15 protein-coding genes are annotated in these 19,687 nt (G+C 72.0%); 4 read left to right on the forward strand and 11 right to left on the reverse strand.

Translation table 11 applies throughout. The annotated features are described in order from the left end of the window. Positions 1–160: 160 nt before the first annotated feature. Positions 161–715, reverse strand: coding sequence for a hypothetical protein (locus QSK45_RS09440; RefSeq protein WP_285555088.1), 555 nt, complete (start codon positions 713–715; stop codon positions 161–163). A 504-nt stretch (positions 716–1,219) separates the two neighbouring features. Then, the gene (locus QSK45_RS09445; protein ID WP_285555090.1) at positions 1,220–2,077 is read right to left on the reverse strand and encodes a hypothetical protein; all 858 of its coding nucleotides are present in this window, start codon (positions 2,075–2,077) and stop codon (positions 1,220–1,222) included. 146 nt (positions 2,078–2,223) lie between these two features. Between QSK45_RS09445 and QSK45_RS09450 the strand changes: the two genes are divergently transcribed. From QSK45_RS09450 to QSK45_RS09460, 3 genes are all read left to right on the forward strand, one after another. Next, entirely contained in the window at positions 2,224–4,533 is a 2,310-nt protein-coding gene (locus QSK45_RS09450; RefSeq protein ID WP_285555091.1) for an ATP-binding protein, read from the forward strand. 154 nt (positions 4,534–4,687) lie between these two features. Beyond that, positions 4,688–5,089 (forward strand): GNAT family N-acetyltransferase, encoded by a 402-nt coding sequence (locus QSK45_RS09455; RefSeq protein ID WP_285555093.1) that lies wholly within the window; start codon positions 4,688–4,690, stop codon positions 5,087–5,089. Positions 5,090–5,262: 173 nt separating this feature from the next. Then, complete coding sequence (locus QSK45_RS09460) at positions 5,263–5,931, forward strand: hypothetical protein (protein ID WP_490993525.1); 669 nt, start codon at positions 5,263–5,265, stop codon at positions 5,929–5,931. 31 nt (positions 5,932–5,962) lie between these two features. Here QSK45_RS09460 and QSK45_RS09465 read toward each other — a convergent pair whose 3' ends face one another. From QSK45_RS09465 to QSK45_RS09475, 3 genes are all read right to left on the reverse strand, one after another. After that, positions 5,963–7,198: a serine hydrolase domain-containing protein gene (locus tag QSK45_RS09465; RefSeq protein WP_285555531.1), complete on the reverse strand. Its 1,236-nt coding sequence runs from the start codon at positions 7,196–7,198 to the stop codon at positions 5,963–5,965. Positions 7,199–7,348: 150 nt separating this feature from the next. Then, positions 7,349–7,738 (reverse strand): DUF1048 domain-containing protein, encoded by a 390-nt coding sequence (locus QSK45_RS09470; protein ID WP_285555096.1) that lies wholly within the window; start codon positions 7,736–7,738, stop codon positions 7,349–7,351. Positions 7,739–7,740: 2 nt separating this feature from the next. Next, positions 7,741–8,070 carry a PadR family transcriptional regulator gene (locus QSK45_RS09475; RefSeq protein ID WP_285555098.1) on the reverse strand — a complete coding sequence of 110 codons (330 nt, stop codon included), beginning with the start codon at positions 8,068–8,070 and terminating at the stop codon, positions 7,741–7,743. Positions 8,071–8,374: 304 nt separating this feature from the next. On the opposite strand from QSK45_RS09475, the gene QSK45_RS09485 reads away from it, so the two are divergent. Next, positions 8,375–8,941, forward strand: coding sequence for an RBBP9/YdeN family alpha/beta hydrolase (locus QSK45_RS09485; protein ID WP_285555101.1), 567 nt, complete (start codon positions 8,375–8,377; stop codon positions 8,939–8,941). 329 nt (positions 8,942–9,270) lie between these two features. Here QSK45_RS09485 and QSK45_RS09490 read toward each other — a convergent pair whose 3' ends face one another. The 6 genes from QSK45_RS09490 to QSK45_RS09515 all read right to left on the reverse strand — a co-directional run bounded on the left by QSK45_RS09490 (position 9,271) and on the right by QSK45_RS09515 (position 19,596). Further along, positions 9,271–10,227, reverse strand: coding sequence for a JmjC domain-containing protein (locus tag QSK45_RS09490; protein WP_285555103.1), 957 nt, complete (start codon positions 10,225–10,227; stop codon positions 9,271–9,273). A gap of 39 nt (positions 10,228–10,266) precedes the next feature. Beyond that, the gene (locus tag QSK45_RS09495) at positions 10,267–11,526 is read right to left on the reverse strand and encodes a lanthionine synthetase C family protein (protein WP_285555104.1); all 1,260 of its coding nucleotides are present in this window, start codon (positions 11,524–11,526) and stop codon (positions 10,267–10,269) included. Continuing rightward, positions 11,523–14,828, reverse strand: coding sequence for a lantibiotic dehydratase (locus QSK45_RS09500; protein WP_285555106.1), 3,306 nt, complete (start codon positions 14,826–14,828; stop codon positions 11,523–11,525). Before QSK45_RS09500 ends, QSK45_RS09495 begins: the two co-directional genes overlap by 4 nt. A gap of 486 nt (positions 14,829–15,314) precedes the next feature. Further along, the gene (locus QSK45_RS09505; RefSeq protein ID WP_285555108.1) at positions 15,315–17,285 is read right to left on the reverse strand and encodes an eCIS core domain-containing protein; all 1,971 of its coding nucleotides are present in this window, start codon (positions 17,283–17,285) and stop codon (positions 15,315–15,317) included. Positions 17,286–17,956: 671 nt separating this feature from the next. After that, the gene (locus QSK45_RS09510; RefSeq protein WP_285555110.1) at positions 17,957–18,250 is read right to left on the reverse strand and encodes a putative quinol monooxygenase; all 294 of its coding nucleotides are present in this window, start codon (positions 18,248–18,250) and stop codon (positions 17,957–17,959) included. 383 nt (positions 18,251–18,633) lie between these two features. Further along, a complete protein-coding gene (locus tag QSK45_RS09515) occupies positions 18,634–19,596 on the reverse strand; it encodes a carbohydrate kinase family protein (RefSeq protein ID WP_285555112.1) in 963 nt (320 codons plus the stop codon). Positions 19,597–19,687: the final 91 nt, after the last annotated feature.

A 19,687-nucleotide genomic window follows, 5' to 3' on the forward strand; every position in this document is an offset into this window, starting at 1 on the left:
TGGCCACTCGGAGCGTCCCAGCCGGCCGGAGGACAGCGATCGATTCGGGCGTCTGATGCCGGCTCCGGTCGAGTCGACCGCGATGCCGGGTTCAGCGGCTGTGCCGGCCTGGTGGGGGGCTCGTCGCCGCCCGCACCGCCGGCTCGGCCGACGTCCCATGTCAGGACTCCACCGGGAAGTCGTCAAGCGCCGCGTTCACGAGCGCGACGAAGTCGGCGCTGTTACCGAACTCGTGGTGGATCGGCCATGCCGTCCCGTCCTGGCCGTGCAGGATGTACGCGCGGCGGACGACCCTGGTGCCTCGGACGTAGTCGGGGGCCCGCTGCTCCACCACCTCGATGCGCGACAGCGCGTCCCAGCGTGCGCTCAGCGCCTGCCCGTCGGCACCGCTGACGACGAGCCCGTCGACGAAGACGTACGCGGACGGGGCGGCCCGACGCTCCCGCACGGCCGAAGCCAACAGGTAGCTCACGGCGACGGCGATCAGCAGCATGAGGACGAGGACGAACGCCGGGGACACCTGCCCGCCGTTCCACAGGAAGACGTCGCCGTTCGCCCACGAGGAGATCACCGCGCCCACGGCCGCCCAGGAGACCACGCACCCGACGGCGTACCTGCCGACGTTCCGTACGGCCGGGCGGTGTATCGCGAGGAGGCCGCCGAGGTTCCCGCGGTCGGCCGTCCTGCGGACGGCCGACGGTACTTTTCGTTCCATGGGCATGAGTCTCGGCGTGTCCGCGGCGCACGGGTACGGGGGAAATACTCGAATCCGTCGCTGTCGACGAGGCTTGCCGAGGCGGCTCACCCGCAGGTGCACACCGTCCGGCGTCCGGCCGCGGGGCTTCAACGGGCCGGGCCGGCGAGGACCGGCTTGAGTCATGAGGGAGTGGGGGTGGCGAGATCGCCGCTGGGGTCGTCCAGCTGGATCAGGACCGCCGGGTGCGGGCCCTGGCCGGCGTAGTGTGCCCCGGGGTCGTACGGGACCTTTCCCTCGCACCGGTTCCCGCTCGTGCCGCCCAAGGTGGGCGCCGTGGGGCTGGGGGTGTCCGGGACCGGTGACGGCGATGCCGGGTGACCGCCCGCTCTGCCGCAGCCGACGAGCCCGACGGCCAGGGCCACGACGACCGGCGGGGCGGCCGCCCGCGGGCGGGCGCCGCGGCTGCGGCGAGGTCCGGTGCTGTGCCGGTCTCCGCGTTTCAGGACGAGAACTCCTGTCGGCTCAGGCCGGCAGGCTCGGTGCCTCGGCGAGCATGACGCGCAACGCGACGTAGTCCGTGCCGGGACGATGCATCAGGTCCCAGACCTCGAGCAGGTCACCCTTGGTGCGGTAACCCGCCTTGGTGGCGCGGGACGACAGAGCGGTACTGCCGACGAGCTTGGCGAGACCGGCCACCCGCAGGTGCACACCATCTTCCGGATTCGCCTTGACGAAGCTGATCCGGGACCAGGGGACGACGCCGGTGAACGGAGTGATCGTCATGCCGGCCCTGGTGAACGCCAGCGGCCCGAGCCGCACTTCACCGCCCTCGCGCAGCTCGGCGAGGTACCGCGCCGCCCGGTCCGCGCCGACACGCTGGGCGGCCTGGGCGACGAAGACCTCGGCGGTGTCACGCGCGGACCACAGGCTCTTGCCCGGAGTGACCGCGAAGAAGTCCAGCGCCCGGAAACGGATCCGGGGGCCCGCGTAGGGCGTGATCACGGTCTTGAGTACGTCGTGCGAGTGGGAGAAGTTGATGAAGACCCGGACCCGCTCGGAGTTGATCGAGGCGATCTCCCGCCACGTGTGCCCGAGGGGCCGCCGTCCCGGCCGCTCGATCCGGAAGCCCTCCTCGTGCAGGTGGATCCGTATGCGGGTGTGCCGCACGATGAGCGCCACGCACAGCACCATGACCGCGATGACGAGGGCGAAGGACGTCAGGAACCCCCCGTCCGAGGAGTAGTCGCCCCACATGGTGCACAGCACGATGAAGACGATGACCGCGATGACCATGACCACCATCGGCCGTCGGGGCGGACCACCCCGGTAGGACTGCACGAGTTCGCCCAGCTGTTCCGTTCGTTCCGGCCCCGTCGACACATCCACCTCGCAAGATCTCCGGCACTGTCCGGCGACGAGTCTCGGCCTGGCCGTCCGGCGGGAACAGGGGGGAAATACTCAAAGCCAACAGCCATTACAGTGATCGCACATGGGAACGGGGGGCACTCGTGACGACGGCCGGCGGCGTGAGCGCCGAACTGACCACGCTGATCGGCCGACGCGCCGAGATCACCCGGGTCCGACGGCTGCTGTCGAGCGCTCGCCTGGTCACGCTGACCGGGGTCGGCGGCGTGGGCAAGACCCGGCTCGCGCTGCGGGTGGCGCGGGACGCGGGCCGGGTCTTCCCCGACGGCATCCACGTCGTGGAACTGGCGGACCTGCGGGAGGCCGACCTGCTGGCGCAGAGCGTCGGCACCGCGATCGGCCTGGCGAACCCGGGGCGGGACCGGGCCGGCGCGACCGAGGCGCTCGTGGCCCATCTGCGCGACAGACAGGTCCTGCTGGTGCTCGACAACTGCGAGCACCTCGTCGACGCCTGTGCCCGGCTCGTCGAAACGCTGCTGCGCACGGCACCCGGAGTGCGTGTCCTGGCGACCAGCCGTCAGACGCTCGGCGTCACCGCGGAACACGTCTTCCCGGTGGAGCCGCTGTCCGTCGTGGACCCCGACGGACAGCGCCCCCTCGGTGAACTCCTCGACTGCCCGGCCGTCGTGCTCTTCGCCGAACGGGCCGCTGCCGTACGCCCCGGTTTCACCGTCACCGAGCAGAACGCCGAGACGGTGGCCCGGCTCGTGCACCGGCTGGACGGACTGCCGTTCGCGATCGAACTCGCCGCCGCCCGGCTGCGTACCCTCACCCCGCAGGAGATCCTCGACCGGCTCACCGACCGCTTCGCGCTCCTGACCACCGGCAGCCGCACCGCCGTGCCCAGGCAGCGCACCCTGCGCGAGCTGATCGACTGGAGCCACGCCCTGTGCAGCGCCGAGGAACGCGCGTTGTGGGCCCGGTCCTCCGTGTTCCGCGGCGGCTTCGATCTGGAGGGCGTCGAGGGAGTCTGCGCCGACGGCGGCCTGCCCGCCACCGCGTTACTCGACGTCCTCGACGGGCTGGTGGAGAAGTCGGTGCTGATCCACCGGCAGTACGACGACCGGTCCCGCTACCGGATGCTGGAGAGCGTGCGGGAGTACGGGCTGGAACGCCTGGCCGAGTCGGGGGAGTCGGCCGTTCTGCGCCGTCGGCATCGCGACCACTTCCTCGGGCTGACCGCGCGGGCCGGCGACGAGTGGTTCATCCCTCGGCAGGTGGAGTGGTTCACCCGGCTGCGGCTCGACCACGCCAATCTGCGGGCCGCCCTGGAGTACTGCCTGGAGCAGCCCGGCGAGACGGCGGCCGGCCTGGCCCTCGCGGTCTCCCCGCGGCACTACTGGATCACCGCCGGCTCGCTCGCCGAGGGCCGGCGCCGGCTCGGACGCCTGCTGGCCGCCCCGGACGCCGGCGCCGCCCCGCTGCACTCGCTGGCCCTGGGCACCTACGCCTACCTGGGCATCCTGCAAGGCCACATGGCCGGCGAGACCCTCGCCGCCCTGGACGAGTCCGCGAAGGTCGCCGAGCGCCACGGCGATGTGCACGCTGCGTCCTGGACCCGGCACCATCGTGCCGTGCTCGCCACCTGGCAGCAGGACTACGCGCGCGCCGCCGAGCTGTTCGAGGAGGCGGCCACGGCGTTCCGTGCGGCGGGCCGTCTCGACGCGGCTGTCGAGTGCACGGTCAAGCTCGCCATCGTCCACGCCCACGCGGGTGACATGAAGCGGGCGGCGCGGCTGTGCCACGAGGCGGAGGCGGTCACCGAGGAGCACGGCGAGTCGTGGCTGAGGGGGATGGCCCTGTTCGCCGGGAGTCTGCTGGCCCGGCGGGCCGGCGAGGCACGGGAGGCGGCCACGCTGGCCCGCCGCGCCATCCGTCTCATGCGTCCCTTCCAGGACTGGTGGGACATCGCCATGTGCGTGGAGGTCCTCGCCTGGAGCAGCGCCGACGACCCGCGACACGCGGCCCGGCTGCTCGGCGTGCTGCACCTGCTGTGGGAGTCGATCGGAGGGACCCTCAGCACCGCTCCGTTCATGCGCGACGAGCGCCGCCGGTTCGAGGAGCGGGTGCGCGCGGCCCTCACCGCCGCCGACTTCGACCGGGCCTTCCGGCGCGGCGCGGACGCCACGGTGACCCAGGCCCTGGCATACGTACTCGACGAGTCGCCGCCCGCGACCAGGGAACGCGATCCCGACTCGGGCCCGCCCCTCACGCGGCGCGAATGGCAAGTCGCGGACCTGGTCGCGGACGGCCTGACCAACAAGCAGATCGCCGCCCACCTCATGATCGCCCAGCGCACCGCCGAGAACCACGTCGAACGGATCCTCACCAAACTGGGCTTCTCCTCCCGGTCCCAACTGGCGGTCTGGACCTACGGGCGAAGGCAGGAGGGCGCTGCCCGCGCCAAGTGACCTGGCGCGCAGCCCTGCCCGAGCGTGACGTCCTTGCGTACGACGCGCGTGCCCGGTCGGCGGGTCCTGGACGTCGGCGGCCGCACCGCCACCGGCACCGCCCGGTCCGATCGCCGAGAAGGCGCGACGCCGGCCCCTGCGGGCACATCCGCTCATGAAAACCACGCCGCCGGGGCCATCCGGTCCTTCTTTCTACGGGTGCTCGGCCTCCGGCCGGACCAAGGTGCCCTCGCTCAACGGGAGTTCGCCCTCATGGCGTCGAACGCCAGGCGTTGGCCGGCGGGCGGCAGCCTGTAGCCCCGTGCACGTGCTCGAGTTGGCGAAGATGGCCGTGGCCCCCGCCGCGCAGGGACGCGGCATCGGCCGCCAACTCATCGCCTCGGCGATCGACCGCGCCCAGGCACTCGGTGGTACCCGGCTCTTCCTCGGCACGAACAGCAAGCTGGCTCCCGCCATCCACCTCTACGAGGAAGCCGGGTTTGTCAGGATCAGCCGTGACCGACTGCCGGTGGCCGACTATGACGCCCGCGCCGACATCCTCATGGAACTGGAGTGACGCCCCGACCCGGAGGCGGACTCTGCTTCGGCACGGTCGTCTTCCCCAAATGCGCTGGACCCGTCGCCGCGATCGCCTGTCCGCAAGGCCCCGGCCGGTAGTTTCGGAGAAGGCCGCCGACAACGACGACCACGACGAGGTTCGCCTCGGTCATCCCCTTGGATCGGAGACAGATGCAGCCCGGACGGTACGAAGAGGTGGCCGACACCGCGGGACTTCCGGCACGGCTGAGGCACGTTTTCTGGATCGGCGGCGGGAGCGGGGCGGGCAAGTCGACGACCGCCCGCCGACTGGCCGGCCGCTACGGCTGGCGCCTCTACGCGACCGACGACGTGATGCGGGATCACGCGGGGCGGACCACCCCCGAGGAGGCCCCCTTTCTGCACGAGTTCATCGCCATGGACATGGACCAGCGATGGGTGGACCGGTCTCCGGAAGTCATGCTCGAGACGTTCCACTGGTTTCGAGGTGAGGGCTTCGGTCTGATCGTCGAAGACCTCCTCCGCCTGCCGCCGAAGCCGTGCGTCATCGTCGAGGGATTCCGGCTGCTGCCGCACCTCGTCAAGCCTCTGCTCGCTGCTCCTGAGCACGCCGTCTGGCTTCTTCCCACACCCGAGTTCCGCCAGGCCGCCATCCGCAGCCGGTCGGTACCAGGGGAAGGGTTCCTGGAAAAGACCAGGGACCCGTCGAAGGCCGGCCGCAACCTTGCCGAACGCGACCGCATGTTCACAAGACGCCTCAAGGAGGAGACCGAGCGTCTTGGACTGCGCGCCATCCATGTCGACACCACGACGACGGAAGACGATCTCGCTGAGCAGGTGACCACGGCGTTCCGACTCTGACGTCGCCGTCCGACTCGACCAGGAGGACAGGTCAGTCGTCGACTGCCTGGTAGAGGGTGGTCCAGAAGTCCTGCATGGCCCGCGCCGAATCCGGGGTGGACATCCCGGTCTGGGTGAGCAGGATGCCGACGAGCTGGTGGTGCGGGTCGGCGTATGCGGTGGTGCCGGCTCCGCCGTCCCAGCCGAACTGGCCGATCGGCGCGTAGTCGCCGCGGTAGGTGCGCACCGTCATCCCGAAGCCCCACCCTCCCGTCTGCCCCTGACCGTGTGACAGATGGACGACGCTGCGCGCCCAGGACTGCAGGGCGGATGTCTGCTCGGGCGTGAGGCGGTTGGTGGTCATCAGCTCGACGGCGGGCCGGGACAGGATCCGCTCGGTGCCGTGCATCCCATGGTTGAGCAGCATCCGGAAATAGGCGTGGTAGTCGTCGACGGTCGAGTCGAGTCCACCGCCGCCGGACTGGAACGCCGGAGGCTTGCTGTGGTGTCCCCCCTGGGCCTCGTCCTCCACCCGGAACTCGCCGGTCTGCGGATCGGGGGCGTAAAGGGGCGGCAACCGGTCGATCTTGTCGGCCGGCACGTGGAAACCGGTGTCCTTCATCCCCAGCGGGTCGAAGACGCGTTCGCGCAGGAACGCCTCGAACGTCTGGCCGGTGACCCTGGCCACCAGCACCCCGAGCACATCGTCGCTGACGTTGTACAGCCACCGCTCTCCGGGCTGGTACATCAGCGGAAGTCTGCCCAGGCGGCGCATCCACTCGTCCGGCTCCACTGCCGGCAGCAGCCATCCGTTCTCGCCGTAGACCTTCTGCTCGAAGTACGCGCTCATCATCGGGGAGCCCATCGCCGTCATGTCCAGCCCGAGCCCGCAGGTGGAGGTGAGCAGATCCCGTACGGTGATCGGACGCCGCGCCGGCACCGTGTCGTCGAGCGGGCTGTCGGGCCGCTTGAGCACCTGCCGGTCGGCCAGCTCCGGCAGCCACTGGTCTATCGGTTCGTCCAGCCGCAGCCGGCACTCGTCCAGCAGGACCATGGTCGCTGCGACCGCGACCGGCTTGGTCGTCGAAGCCATCCGGAAGATGGTGTCCCGGCGCATCGGCACGCCGCCGTCATGGCGCATCGTTCCGATCGCCTCGACGTGGGTCTCGCCGCCCCGGGCGACCAGGGCGACGAGTCCGGGGATCTTCTTGGACTCGACATGGGCTTCCAGTACCTCGCGCAGTCGGCGCAGTCCTGCTTCGGACAAGCCGTTGTCGCCGTTTCCCATCATGAATCTCCTTGCACGCGTTGGTCGGTCTCGACGGTGCCGCGGGCATGCGGCAGAAGCGGCCGGCAGACACGAGGGTGCGGCCGCGTGGTGCGGACAGGCGATGAAAGCGGTGCTCGGCCCCGGGGAGGGCGATGTGCTCAGGCGCGATCAGACCGTCTGGTCTTCTGTTCCGGTCTCGTACCCGGCGGCGCGCTCGATGTCGTCGGCCAGCTGCTTCCGAGCGCGGGCGGGGACGTAGCCGCCCTCCGAGTAGTTCTGGGCGAACGTCTCGACGAACTCCACCGGGTTCTCCCCGACGATCTCGCGGATCGGCGTTCCGCCCGCCACGGCCTGCTCGAACAGGTCGGCAAGGTCTTCGAACATCGACTCGGCGCTGTCGCCGTCGGTCGGCACGAAGTGCATCAGGTACCGCTCGATCGCCTCGACCGCCGTGCGGTGGCTCTCGGGAAGCTCCTTGACGCGCGCCTTGTACGCCCTCCAGCGCTTCTTGGGCCCGATCAGCTTCGCGAGGAGGCCACCCTTTTCTGCATCGGACATGCTTACTCTCCCCCTTTTCGGAGCTGTTCCAGTCGTTCCGTGAGGAAGCTCCAGGCCCTCCAGAACTCTTCGAGGTACTCCCGCCCCTGAGCGTTGAGGGAGTGCACCTTGCGTGGCGGCCCCTTCTCGGAGGGCACCTTCTCCACATCCACGAGGCCGCGCTTCTCCATCCTGAGGAGCAGCGCGTAGACGGTCCCTTCGGCGATGTCGGAGAAACCCTGCTCCCGCAGCCGCGCCGTGATCTCGTAACCGTAGGCGGGCCGCCCGGCCAGGGACGCGAGGATGATGCCCTCCAGCGTGCCCTTGAGCATCTCCGTCTCCAGCTTGGCCATGGAACACCTCCTCCCTGCGCTAGTCAGCGCTATTGAGTACCGGTACACAGTAACGCTGACTAGCAGTACTTAGCAAGACCGAATAGCGGAGGGCGAGCCGGCATCGCGGGCGCCCGCTTTCCGCGCGAATATTCAGACCGAGGGCCGCCGGGTCGACAACGGTTCGGTAGCCCGTGCCGACGCCGTTCTCCTCCAGCCGTCGGATACGCGCGCTGGCCGCGGGCCGCGAGAGTCCGGCGCTGCCACCCGGGACGCATCCGACAGAATCTGCGCCAGGCGCCCCCGGAACGGCAGGGAGCGAAAAGTGGAACGGTGGTGGGCAGTGGTCGCGTACGTCGTCATCCCGGGTATCGACGGCTCGGACGAACAGCACTGGCAGACCTTGTGGGAGCGGCGGTGGGGCACCTCAGCGGTGAGGATCTCCCCTGCCTCATGGTCCGCCCCCGATCTGGACGACTGGGTCGACGCTGTCCAGGAGGCGTACGACGACGCTTCGCGGCGCGACAGCCACGTTGTGCTGGTCGCCCACAGCCTGGGCTGCTGGGCGGCGTCCACCTGGCTGAACAGGAACCCCTCAAGCCCGGCGGACGGCGCGTTCCTGGTCGCGCCGCCCGACCCGCACGGGCCGGCCTTCCCACGCCAGGCGGCCGCGACGTTCATGGAGGTGTCGGCACAACCGTTGCCGTGCCCGGCCCTGGTGGTGGGCAGCGCCAACGACCCGTACTGCACCCCCGAGGCGGCCGCCGGCTTCGCGGCGCGGTGGGATGCGCGATGGCACCTCGCGGGCGCGTGCGGACACATCAACTTCGCCAGTGGCCTGGGTTCGTGGCAGTACGGCCGCGGGCTCCTGGACTCGCTGACCCGGCAGTGATCGACCACCGCGTCTTTCCGGTCGCGCCTCGTCCACCCGGGCGGCGGCGGACCGCGCCGGTTCCTCCAGCGGGGTCAGCAGGAACGCGGCCGCCTCCTGGGGGCCGGCGAACGCGTCGGCGTCCGCGAGGAACTTCTCGTACGCCGGCCGGGCCGCCCGGACGGCCGCCGCACGGAACTCGGTGCCGTACAGGGTGCCGTAGTAGATCAGCGACATCTCCAGCAGGATCAGCGGGAAGCACCGCGGTCGACGTGGACGCCACGACGCGCTAGGTGGCCCTCGACCTCTTCGCCCGGCAGCACTCGGCACTCGGCGAGTTCCAGGAGGAGTCACCCGCGGTCCGGACACCCCGTGCCGTCCGGTGAGGAACCGTCCCGCGGGGTGTCGAGACGCGCGGCGAGGCCGGTGAGGTCGTCCGCGGAGGGCGTCCCGCGGGGGCGGATGCGTGCGCGGCGTGCCGCGGTGACGACCTCGCGCGGGTCCAGTTCGTCGAGGGCGTGGCGCATCCGGTCCGTGAGCCGCCGGACGTGGGCGGTCAGCGCGGTGTCGTCCAGGGGGCGGGGCTGTGCCGTGAAGCCGGTGAGGAGCAGCCTTTGCAGGGCCGCGTAGGCGTCCTGGGCACCCGCCTCGCGGATCGTCATCGACAGGTGGACGGAGAGTCCCCGGTCGCCCGTGGCGCTGTGCGCGAAGCCGCGGGGGATGTAGAGGACATCGCCTTCGGCCAGGGTGTCCTTCAGCAGGGGCGCGCCCACGTTCGACGCCGCGCCCGGAGCCCAGTCGCCGTCGGCCGGGCCGGGATGCACGGTCCACCGCTTGCGTCCGCCGATCTGGAGCAGCAGGACGTCGGCGTCGTCGCGGTGCACGGCGAGCCCCCGGGCACCGGGGGGTGTGACGAAGACGAAGCCTTCCACCGCCCGTCCCAGGGCCTCCTGCCACCGGTCGGCCAGGGCGGCGACGCCCGCGTGCCAGTGCTCCACGTTGCGCAACAGCAGGGTGCATCCCTCGCGCAGGCCCCGGAGGATCGCCCCCGCGTCGGCGAATCCGGCCAGCACCGTGCCGTTGACCGTGCGGCTGGTGGTGTAGTCCGTCTCGGGCACCGGGGCGCCGTCCCTGACGAGCGCGAGGTGCGGGGTGCGGAGCAGGGGGTCGCGGATCGCCGCGTCGACGTCCCGCACGGTGAGCGGCGGTACGGGCGAGGTCCGGTACACACGCGGTGCCGTCCGCCACTGCCGCGTGAGGAAGGCGGTGGTGGAGCCGGTCCAGTCGTCCAGCGCTGTCGAGGTCATGCTGCCTGGCTCTCTCGGTGGGTCGTACGGTCTCACGGGTCAGGCCACCAGCAGGGCGCGGTCCCAGCCGGACCGGGGCGCCTCGCCGGTGGCGTAGGCGAGGAGGGCGAGGGCCACTCCGGCGGTGCCGGACAGCAGCCCGAACGCGTCCTCGGGCGGCCGTCCCGGGCGCGGCGACGCGGTGAAGGGAGGGTCCGTGTCGCCGTCCGCGAGATCGAGGAGGTGCCGGGCGATGCCGTCGAGGCGGTCGTGGAGTTCCGCGTCGCCGGCGTCGGCGGCCATGCGCGCGGTGATGAGCAGCAGCCCCGCCCGGCCGTGGCACAGGCCGGGGTCGGCCGGCGGGAGCGGTCCGGACGCCGGTGGCAGGACCGCCTTCAGGGCGGCGACGGCCTCCTTGCGCCATCGGGGCTGTCCGAAGGCGCCACCGGCCAGATACAGGGCACGGGCGACGCCGGGGGTGCCGTAGCACCACGAGGGGCGGCCACTGCCGGTGAGGGGCCCGGCCTCGGTGGTCATCACGGGCCACCCGGGGGCGTCGGACAGACGCTGCTCGCGCAGCCAGCGGACGAGGACGTGGACGGCGTCCTGCTGGCCCGCGACGCGTACTCCCTCGCGCCACGCGAGCGACAGCAGGGCCAGGGGTCCGGCGATGCCGTGGGCCAGACCGAGGTTGGCATGTCCGTCGTGCACCGGGGCCGGCGCGTAGTCGGTCGTGCTCTGGGCGACCCACCAGCCCGGGAGGGAGCGCCCCCGGACGGTCAGCGGGCGGGTGAGCGCGACGAGCGCGTCGAGCACCGAGCGGGTCGGACGGTCCTGCCCGCGGGCCAGGGTCAGCGCTCCCAGTCCGGTGAGTCCGGTGATCACGTCGTAAGCGGTGATGCTCACGCAGCTCCCCTGCGCGAGCCGTCGGCGTTCCGCGTCGGTGCGCGTCCGGACCTGCGCGGCGACCTTCGGCTCCAGGTGCGCCAGGGTGCCCGCGTAGCGCCCCGTACCGCCGGCGGCGGCGTGGGCCGCGAAGCACAGGGCGGCGGTCCCGTCGTACAGACCGACGGCCGGGGCGGCCGGTCGGGCGTGTGCGGCCCGGGTGAGCCAGGTGTGCGTCGTGCGTGCGAAAGCGTCGTCGTGCCGGGACAGTTCGGCGAACAGCAGGGCCATCCCGGGCAGTCCGTCGGCCAGGCTTGTGGTGCGGGCGGTCGTGCCGCGAGCGGTGGCCTGCCAGGCGGCCGCGGTGGCGTCGACGTCGGAGAACCGCCGCGCGATCGAGGCGACCGTGTGGGCCGCGTCGTCCCTGAGGCTCATCCGGGCCGGCCCTCCCCGGCTGCCGCGCGGGAGCGGGCGGCGACGGCCCGGCATGCTCGGGCGGCCAGCGCCAGCGCCTGCCTCTCATGGGCCCGGTCGATACCGTGCACCCGGTTGTGGTGCATGTGCAGCACGGAGGCGAGGACAGTGTCCGCCGCGGTGGCCGCGCCGGCCGTCCCGTCCGCCCTCAGCCGGTCGGTGAAGTACTCCAGCGCGCCGCCTCGTTCCGCCCAGAGCCCGGTCAGGCGCTCGCCCCAGGAGGTCGAGCGCAGCACGCTCCAGCCGTCGGCCGGGTCGAGGACCCTTTCCGGCCGCGGGCCCGAGGTGCCGGCGTCGCGGCCGACGACGACGGGGGTGGCGGCGGGAGCGGTGTCGATCAGGCGGCGGTGCCCGCGCTCCGGGCCGAGCATGCGGTGGGCGAGGTCCATGAAGTCGGCGGCCATGACGACCAGGGGGTCGATGTCCGCCGGCAGTTCGCGCATCATGCGGATCTCTTCGAGGCAGGTACGGCTGTCGGCTTCGAAGAACGCCTCCGCGGCCGGCAGGGCGTCGGCACCGCCGTACCGCTCGGCCTCCGGGTCGTAGGTGTCGAGGACGAGCCGATGGGGGGTGCCGGTACCGGAGAGGTCGCGCGCCCAGGCGGTGATCCGGGGCAGCAGGCGGCCGGTCAGGGCGCCGGGGTCTCCGTGGAAGCGGAGCCGCAGGTGGGGAGCGTCGTCGTGGTACCTGACGTAGAACCAGCGGTCCACCTCGGGCGGCAGCTCCGCCAGGAGTCCGGGCAGGCGGTCGGCGAGGATCTCGTCGTGGCGTTCGGCGGCGCAGTAGACCTTGGCGTAGAGCCACTCGGATCCCGGTGGGTGGACCGTGCGTCCGGGCAGGTACAGAAACGGCACGGCGCGGTCGGGCGACCGGGATGCGCCCCGGTGTGCGCCGTGTGCGCCGGACAAGGCTCGGGGCGACTGCGGCGAGTCCGGGGCATTCGGCGGACCAGGGGTGTCCGGCGTGGTCGCGGCCGGTACGGTGCCCGGTGCTCGTACGAGGGAGAAGACGACTTCGGCGACGCCGTCCACCGCCGGAGCGCCCCCGTCGGCGGGCGCCAGCCAGCCGCATCCCGTGCCGCCCCCCGCCGGCAGCTCCTCCAGCACGGCGGACGGACGGCGTCGCAGTTCGCCGCGGAGCAGCGCGAGGTGCGAGGGGGAGTCCAGATCCAGTGTGATCCTCCGGTCGCTGTCGGCGACGCGTACTCGGTCCGGCACCTGCCACCGCTTGCGCCACCGCTGGAAGTCCGTCGCCCACTGCTCGTCGGAGGAGGCGGTGTCGTGCAGCGCCGGCTGGACCGGCCTCCACCGCGCGGAGGACAGCACGGTCCGCCCGTAGCGGACCCGCGGCAGGTAGGGCAGTGCTTCGGCCCTTCCCCAGTGCCAGCCGGGGGCGGCCGTGTCACCGCTGCGCACGATGTCGTTCAACAGTCGTACGGCGTTGGGGGCGTGGGCGTCGGTGGCGACCATGCCGGCGAGGGTCGGCACGATCTCACGACCGGTCGACAGGGCCACGGCGGCCAGCCGGCGGGAGGTCGCCACGATCGCGATGTCGTGCAATCCGAGCACCTGCTCGTCCCCGCGGTCCGCGAAGAGCCCGGCCTCGATGCGTGTCGCGCCCCAGTACGCCGTCCGTGCCACATTGGCGGCTCTCGGTTGCAGGGGTGCGAACACCAACTGCGCGCGCACCGAGTCGGGTTGGTGTGCGGGCAGGGTGCGGAGCAGGTGTGCGTGGCTGTCCGGGCCCGTGGGCAGCAGGGGGGCGAACCGCCCGGCGTAGGCGCCGGCCTGCGTCCTCACGCCCAGCACGACGAGCCGGAAGTCGCCGAGGGCCAGGGAGGCGGTGGAGTCGGCGAGCAGATGGGTCAGCAGGTCGAAGGACTGCAGGGTGGACGCGGCGGGGAGGCCGCTGTCCGCTCCCCCGCCCTCGCCGCACAGGGCCCGCGTCAGGGTGTCGTCGAGTACCACTTCACGCTCGCCCCGCAGGGATGCCTCCTGGGCCAGGGCGACGAGCAGCGCGTCGACGTCGTCCGGTCCGGGCGTACTGGGTGCCGCTTGTCTCGCGGCGCTGCCGGGATGGCGGTACCCGGCCGGTGCGCCCAGTCCCCTGTCCGGATCGAGGAGTTCGAGCAGGGGGACCGCCCGGTGCGTGCCATAGCGTTCGAGGAAGTCGGTGTGGTACGCGGCGAGGAAGTCCGGGCCGGGCCGGCGGGCCGCCATCCGGGTCAGCACCTCCGCGGCGCGTTCCACTTCGCCGGCCACGGCCGCCGGCAGAGTGAAGCGCACGTCGAGGCCGAGGTCCACCTGGACCGGCTGCGCGCAGGCCCGCAGCGCGTCCATGCGCGCGGTCACCGAACCGAGGACCGGGCGGCCCCCGCCGAGCGGGGTCCCGGCGTACTCCGCCAATTCACGGCGCACCGCGTCCAGTTCGGCCACCGTGTGGCGGCTGGCGGCGGTGGCCTCGTCGAGCGGCCCGGACAGCAACCCGAGCACATGGCCCAGCGGATCGTCCGCGGCCAGGGACGGCCGCAGGTCGGTGAGCAGGACCCCCGCGGCCACCAGTTGCCTCAGCAGGTTCGCCACCACCGCGTCGGTGACCGCCGGGAACCGGGCGGCGAGCGTCTTCTCCAGGTGGGTGAAGGCCACGGGCCGGGCCGCCGCGGTGAGCGCGGCGCGTACGGCGGCGGTGTGACGCAACGAGATCTGCCGTACGGCACGGCCGTCCACGGCGGGGGCATGGGGGACGACGAGACGGCCGCCGCGCGCCCAGCACAGGTCGCTCGTCGTCACGTGCAGCATCCGCAGGACGCCGAGATCGCCTTCGAGTTCCCTGAGGACTTCCATGAGCCACTCGGCGTCCGGGTACACGCTCTTGCGGTGGCCCGTCCCCCAGCGCACTTCCGGCTCGGGTCCGAAGCCGCCGGCCGCGACGCCGGCCAGGATGCCGAAGGGGGTGGCCCGGCCGGACAGACGAAGGCGGTAGCGGGTGATCGCCCGCACCGCGCGGCGGAGTCTGCGCTCCGGCACCGGTTGCCCGGCCTCCACCTTGTCCAGCGTCGCGCTGAGCGACGTGGTGGACAGCAGGAGGGCCTCGCGGAGAAAGGCGTCGTCCGCGACGGCGCGCAGGAACCCCGTGTCGTCCGGTGCCGCCTCCTCGTCCGCGTCCTTCGGCGGGAGGAACCGCGGAACGGCGGCCCGCAGCAGGACCGGGTCCGCGCACCGGAAGACCACCGCGGCCCCCTCGGTCCCACCCGTCGCCTTCATGCTCGCTCCATGTCGTGGGGCGGGGCGGTCGAGACGGCCGCCCCGCCTGCGTGGATCAGATGCAGTCACACGGGTTCGACGGGTAGCTGATCGTGACCACCGCCGTGTCGGTGCTCTCGTCTCCGGCCAGCTCGACGACGTCCAGCTCGAATTCCTCGGCCGCGGTGTTCATTCCTCGACTCCTCACTCGCCGCGTTGGCGACGCTTCTCTCGGACAGGCGCGCGGCGCCCTGTCGGCACTCTTTCTCGAACGCGCGCGCATATGCCTGTCCGCCGTGGGGCGTTCACTTTCGGACACATGGGTGTGCCCGTCCTTACACGGCCGGATGCCGACGACGGTGGTCGCGGGCCGGTCGGCGGCGTGGCAGAGGGGCGGCGGCCCGGAATGTGCGCGGCCGGCAGGCGGTCGTCGCCGGAAAGGCTGCTCAGCGGGACCGGCGCCATGACCCGCGTACCCGTCCAGACAAGGGCCGGGCCCCGCCGACGTCACTTCTTCTTGTACTTCGGGGACTTCCCCTCGTTGAGACGCTGGACCAGGTCGAAGGCGGCGAGGGCGATGGGCAGGAGGTCCGCGGTGGGCACGCGCTCCCTCATCCGGCGCAGCTCGGCGACCAGGGCGCCCTCCTCCTTGCCGGGCCTGCCCACCTTGTCGTCCACCGTGCCCAGCGCGCCGAGGGAGCCGTGGATGTACTCCCAGTCCGCCCTGCGGTCGGAGACCTGGTCCTTCTCCGCTTCGGTCAGGTGCTTGTAGTTGCGCAGCAGATCCTTGCCGGCCGGCATGCCCATCAGCCATTCGGCGCGGGTCAGCGGGATCGCCCTCGTCTCGCGGCGGCCGGCGTCACCGTGCGCGACGGGCTTGCCGTACAGCGGCTCGCTCCCGTCCTCCGGGAGGCCGGCCGCCTTGAGGGCGAACGCGACGAACCTGTTCGGATCCTCCTGGAAGTACGCCCGCAACGTGTCGGGCAGCAGCGTGAAGTTGTGGGCGAAGGAGGTGCGGGACATCAGACCGCCCGCGATCGACTTCGAGTTGGGATTGACCTCCAGGTTGGAGCCGTACGAAAGATAGCTGCCGATCAGGGTGACCAGACCGACAAGACCGTCCGTCGACGCGTCCCCGATGATCCCCCGGGGAAGCTCCCTGGCCTGTTCCTCGGCCTGCCGGCGGATGCCGACGATCGAGGCGACGGAGTCCCGGTGCAGATCCTGCTTGGCCTCCATGCGCTGCTTGTGGGCGGAGCGTCCGAAGAACCTGGGAGCCTTCGCGGGCACGTCGAGGTACTCCACCAGCCGGGGCAGCTCGGCCAGCTTGAACCCGCCGGTCATCTGCGGCTCGTAGAGGAGCGCACCCCTCAGCGGGAACACCATCATCCCGGGGAGCGCCGTGAAGCTGCCGAGGTCGACCTCGTCGAGCCGGAAGGACTCCTTGTCCTTCCGGCTGTCCAGGGCGGTCGACAGGGCGGTGATCTCCCCCATCACCCGGAGGAGTTGTTCCCTCGTGGAGAGCGGATCGGTCACCCACTCCAGGGCCGAGCCGCCCGTCGGGCTGACGTCCGAGGTGAGCCGGTAGTCGGTGCCCCTGCCGAGCGTGCCCATCTTGGGGACGTTGCGACCCGGGAGGGGGGTCTCCCGGATCCGGTTGTTGTGGAGCAGGGCCGGTACGGCGTCGGCCGCGTGCCGCTGGTAGCTGTCGGGGTGCTCCCGCTTCGCCCGCGCGATCCGCGCGCTGCCCTCGGCGGTGAGCTGGAACTGGTCGGGATCGCCCCCGGGCAGGCGCGTGAGCCACGTGGTGAGCAGGTCCTGTCCGGACTCCTGTTCGGCCGCGTCCCGCAGATCGCAGACCTGCTTCCGGTCGGCCATCTTCCACAGGATCTTCGCGTCGATGACGGCGTCGCGTTCCGAGACCTCTGTCTGGTAGTCCCGCTCGTCCTGCTCGGTGAGGTCGCCGTGATCCCGCACCTGCCACAGCGACTCGAACTCGAAGCCGACCCGGCGCTGGATCGCGCCCGCGTCCCCGCCCCCGTGCTCCTCGCCGTCCCCGGCACGGCGGTGGACGCTCTGGCCGCGCGCGACCCGAGCCCCGACCTCGGATGCCTCGCGTTCCCACTTGCCGTTCGGATCGCTGAGGCCGCTCGGGGCGTCGTGCTGGGTGGTGTGGTGGATCTCGTGGGCCATCGTCTCGACGTCACGCAGGACGCTCGCGTTCTGGACGACGATGTTGTCGCCGACGGTGTACGCCTTTGCGTCGATGCCCGCGGCGGCCCGCTCGTCGACCGACACCCTGAGGTGGCCGAGACCGGTGCCGAACGCGCTCTCCATGGACGTACGCAACCCGGTCGGCAGCCGCCTGCCGCGCCGTCCGGCCGCCCTCGCGGCCTCCCGTACGGCGTCGGGCCCGCTTGCCCCGCCGTTCCCGCGGGTCTCCGCGGCGTCGCCCGGATTCCGCTCGCGCGCGATCATGCGGGAGACGGCGGCGTTCCCTATCGCGCCTTGGAGGGCGCCCGGCGAGCGCGCCGGGAGGGGGCCGGTGGTACGAACGGGGCCGTGTGTCCTGGTCTGTTCACGATCGGTGCTCCGTCGGGACTCTGGGGTACGCCGCATAGAAGATCCGTTCGAACGGGAACTGTCGCATCGGTCTCAGGAAGCGACTGTGCCGCAGGCGTTTCCGAAGGGAAAGGGCAAGAGGGCGAACGAAGGGTCACTCCCGGCTGCCCTCGCGGTCGCCGTCCCCCTCCTTCCGCCGGCCGCGGTGCCCCCCGTCTCGCGGCCACGACAGACCGGGAGTCGCCGCCCGCTTCCGCCGGTTCAGCGGACACCGGAACGCGGTCGAGCCAGGCGGCGAGCGCGTTGCCGGCGGGCATCTCGTGCGTATACCTCGTGGGTCATGCGCGACGGCATCGAGCACCGGCGCGCGGGCCTGGTGAACGCGTTCCCGGCGCCTCCGCGCCTCCGGCGGCCCGGTCGGCACGACGGTCCGGGACGGAACCCACCGACCGGCTCGCCGACAGCCGACAGCGAGCCGTGCTGTTCGCAGGTGTTCCCTGTCCTGACGGCGAGTCGGTGCCCGTGACGAGAGCGACCGCTCCGGCTGCTCCCGCACGCTCACCGGAACGCCGTGCCCCCCGGCACGTTCACGCCACCGGGTCGAGGAACGTCAGAACGGAGGCGTCCTCCTCGATCAACGGGCTGAGTGCGCTGTTGAACGGGGCGCCGTAGGGGGCGTCGAGGTGGGCCTGGAACGCGTCCTCGTCCCGGTACACCTCGAAGACGCAGAAGGCGCGCGGATCGGAAGCCTTGGTATGGACGTCGAAGGCGAGGTTGCCTTCCTCCTCGCGCACCTTCCCGGCGTACTCCACGATCAGACGGGCGACCTCGTCCTCGGCTCCCTCGCGGGCGGTGAACTCGGCCAGCAGGGTCTTCTTCACGGTTCCGTGTCCTTGTCAGTCGCGGGAGGAGTCGAGGTGCCAGACGGTGGCCTGGTCCCGTCCCACCGAGCCGTTCTCGCCCGCGGAGCGAGCGTGGTCCCGGCAAGGGTGCGGACGGGCGCCACCGCCGCGATCAGTCCGTGTGCGGGCGTGCCGGCGTATGCGTACGGAACGCATGGCGTCTCCCGTGTCGGCGATCCGCGCGGCGGAGCGCTGCCTGTCCGGCGCGGACGAGCAGCGGGGGATGCCCTGGCCGGCCACGTCGTCCACGGCCGGCCGGAGATGTCATCGTCGACTTGTGTCATCGATGACAGCGAGAGTCCGATGATGAGCGCAGGGCGGCCGACTCGTCAACGGTTCCGGCGCGACGGTCCGCCCGCCCCTCAGACGGTGTCGACGGCTTCGGACCCCGCCAACTGGTCCCGCCACGGCGGGTTGGGACCGGCAACCGAGCAGGTCAGGGCCGCCACACGGGTGCCGAAGGCACAGGCGTCGACCACGTCGTCCGGCCGCAGTTCGGTCAGCCGGCCACCGAGCAGTCCGCGGGCGCCGAGGTGGTGCAGCAGGCCGGCGGTGAAGGAGTCTCCCGCCCCGACCGTGTCGACCACCCGCGTCACCGGCGCGGGTACGTGGAGCCGTTCCCCGTCGAGCGAGGCCAGGGCGCCGTCGGCACCGCGTGTGATCACGACGAGCCGCACCCCGGCGGCGTGCCAGAGGTCGCACGCCTGCTCGGGAGACACCCGCGGCAGCAGGAGCGCGAGGTCGTCCTCGCTGAGCCTGAGCACATCGGCGAGGCGGCACCAGCGCGTCAGCCGCGCCCGGTAGACGTCGGGACGCACCAGCAGCGGCCGGACATTCGGATCGATGCTGATGGTCGTGCGAGGCGCGGCCGCCGCCAGGAACTCCTCCACCACGACCCCGCCGGGCTCGCGGACCAGGGCCAGGGAACCGGTGTGCAGACAAGCGGTGCCGGACAGGTCGACCCGTTCGAGTTCACCGGCCGTCCACTGCCAGTCGGCGGTGTCCTGTGCGTGGAAGGAGAACGCGGCCTGTCCCCCGGCGTCCAGCTCCGCCACCGCCAACGTGCTGGGCTCCACGGCCGCTACGGCGTCCGAGAGGTCCACCCCCGACGCCTCCAGGTGGGCGCGGAACAGGCGGCCGAACACGTCGCCGGACAGGCGCGCGAGAAAGCGCGCCGGAGTACCGAGGCGGGCCAGGGACACCGCCGTGTTGGCGGGTCCGCCACCCGGCAGTACACGCAGAGCCAGTTCGTTCGAGGCGCTCGCGGGTTCGGTGAACGCGTCGGCGACGCACTCTCCGAGGACGGTGATCTGACGCGGGTTCATGGGCTGCTCTCCTCTGCCGGACGTACAGGTGTGCGGGCGCGCCGGCCGCCTTGCGGTGCGGCTGCAGGACTGGGCACGGCAGCCAACGCCC

Source organism: Streptomyces hygroscopicus subsp. hygroscopicus (assembly GCF_030269125.1).
Taxonomy (GTDB): domain Bacteria; phylum Actinomycetota; class Actinomycetes; order Streptomycetales; family Streptomycetaceae; genus Streptomyces; species Streptomyces hygroscopicus_C.

Coding starts and splice junctions, on each gene's coding strand:
- QSK45_RS09440 (WP_285555088.1), bottom strand. CDS start 715: ATGGAACGAAAAGTACCGTCGGCCGTCCGCAGGACGGCCGACCGCGGG.
- QSK45_RS09455 (WP_285555093.1), top strand. CDS start 4,688: ATGAAAACCACGCCGCCGGGGCCATCCGGTCCTTCTTTCTACGGGTGC.
- QSK45_RS09460 (WP_490993525.1), top strand. CDS start 5,263: ATGCAGCCCGGACGGTACGAAGAGGTGGCCGACACCGCGGGACTTCCG.
- QSK45_RS09465 (WP_285555531.1), bottom strand. CDS start 7,198: ATGGGAAACGGCGACAACGGCTTGTCCGAAGCAGGACTGCGCCGACTG.
- QSK45_RS09470 (WP_285555096.1), bottom strand. CDS start 7,738: ATGTCCGATGCAGAAAAGGGTGGCCTCCTCGCGAAGCTGATCGGGCCC.
- QSK45_RS09475 (WP_285555098.1), bottom strand. CDS start 8,070: ATGGCCAAGCTGGAGACGGAGATGCTCAAGGGCACGCTGGAGGGCATC.
- QSK45_RS09490 (WP_285555103.1), bottom strand. CDS start 10,227: ATGACCTCGACAGCGCTGGACGACTGGACCGGCTCCACCACCGCCTTC.
- QSK45_RS09495 (WP_285555104.1), bottom strand. CDS start 11,526: ATGAGCCTCAGGGACGACGCGGCCCACACGGTCGCCTCGATCGCGCGG.
- QSK45_RS09500 (WP_285555106.1), bottom strand. CDS start 14,828: ATGAAGGCGACGGGTGGGACCGAGGGGGCCGCGGTGGTCTTCCGGTGC.
- QSK45_RS09505 (WP_285555108.1), bottom strand. CDS start 17,285: ATGATCGCGCGCGAGCGGAATCCGGGCGACGCCGCGGAGACCCGCGGG.
- QSK45_RS09515 (WP_285555112.1), bottom strand. CDS start 19,596: ATGAACCCGCGTCAGATCACCGTCCTCGGAGAGTGCGTCGCCGACGCG.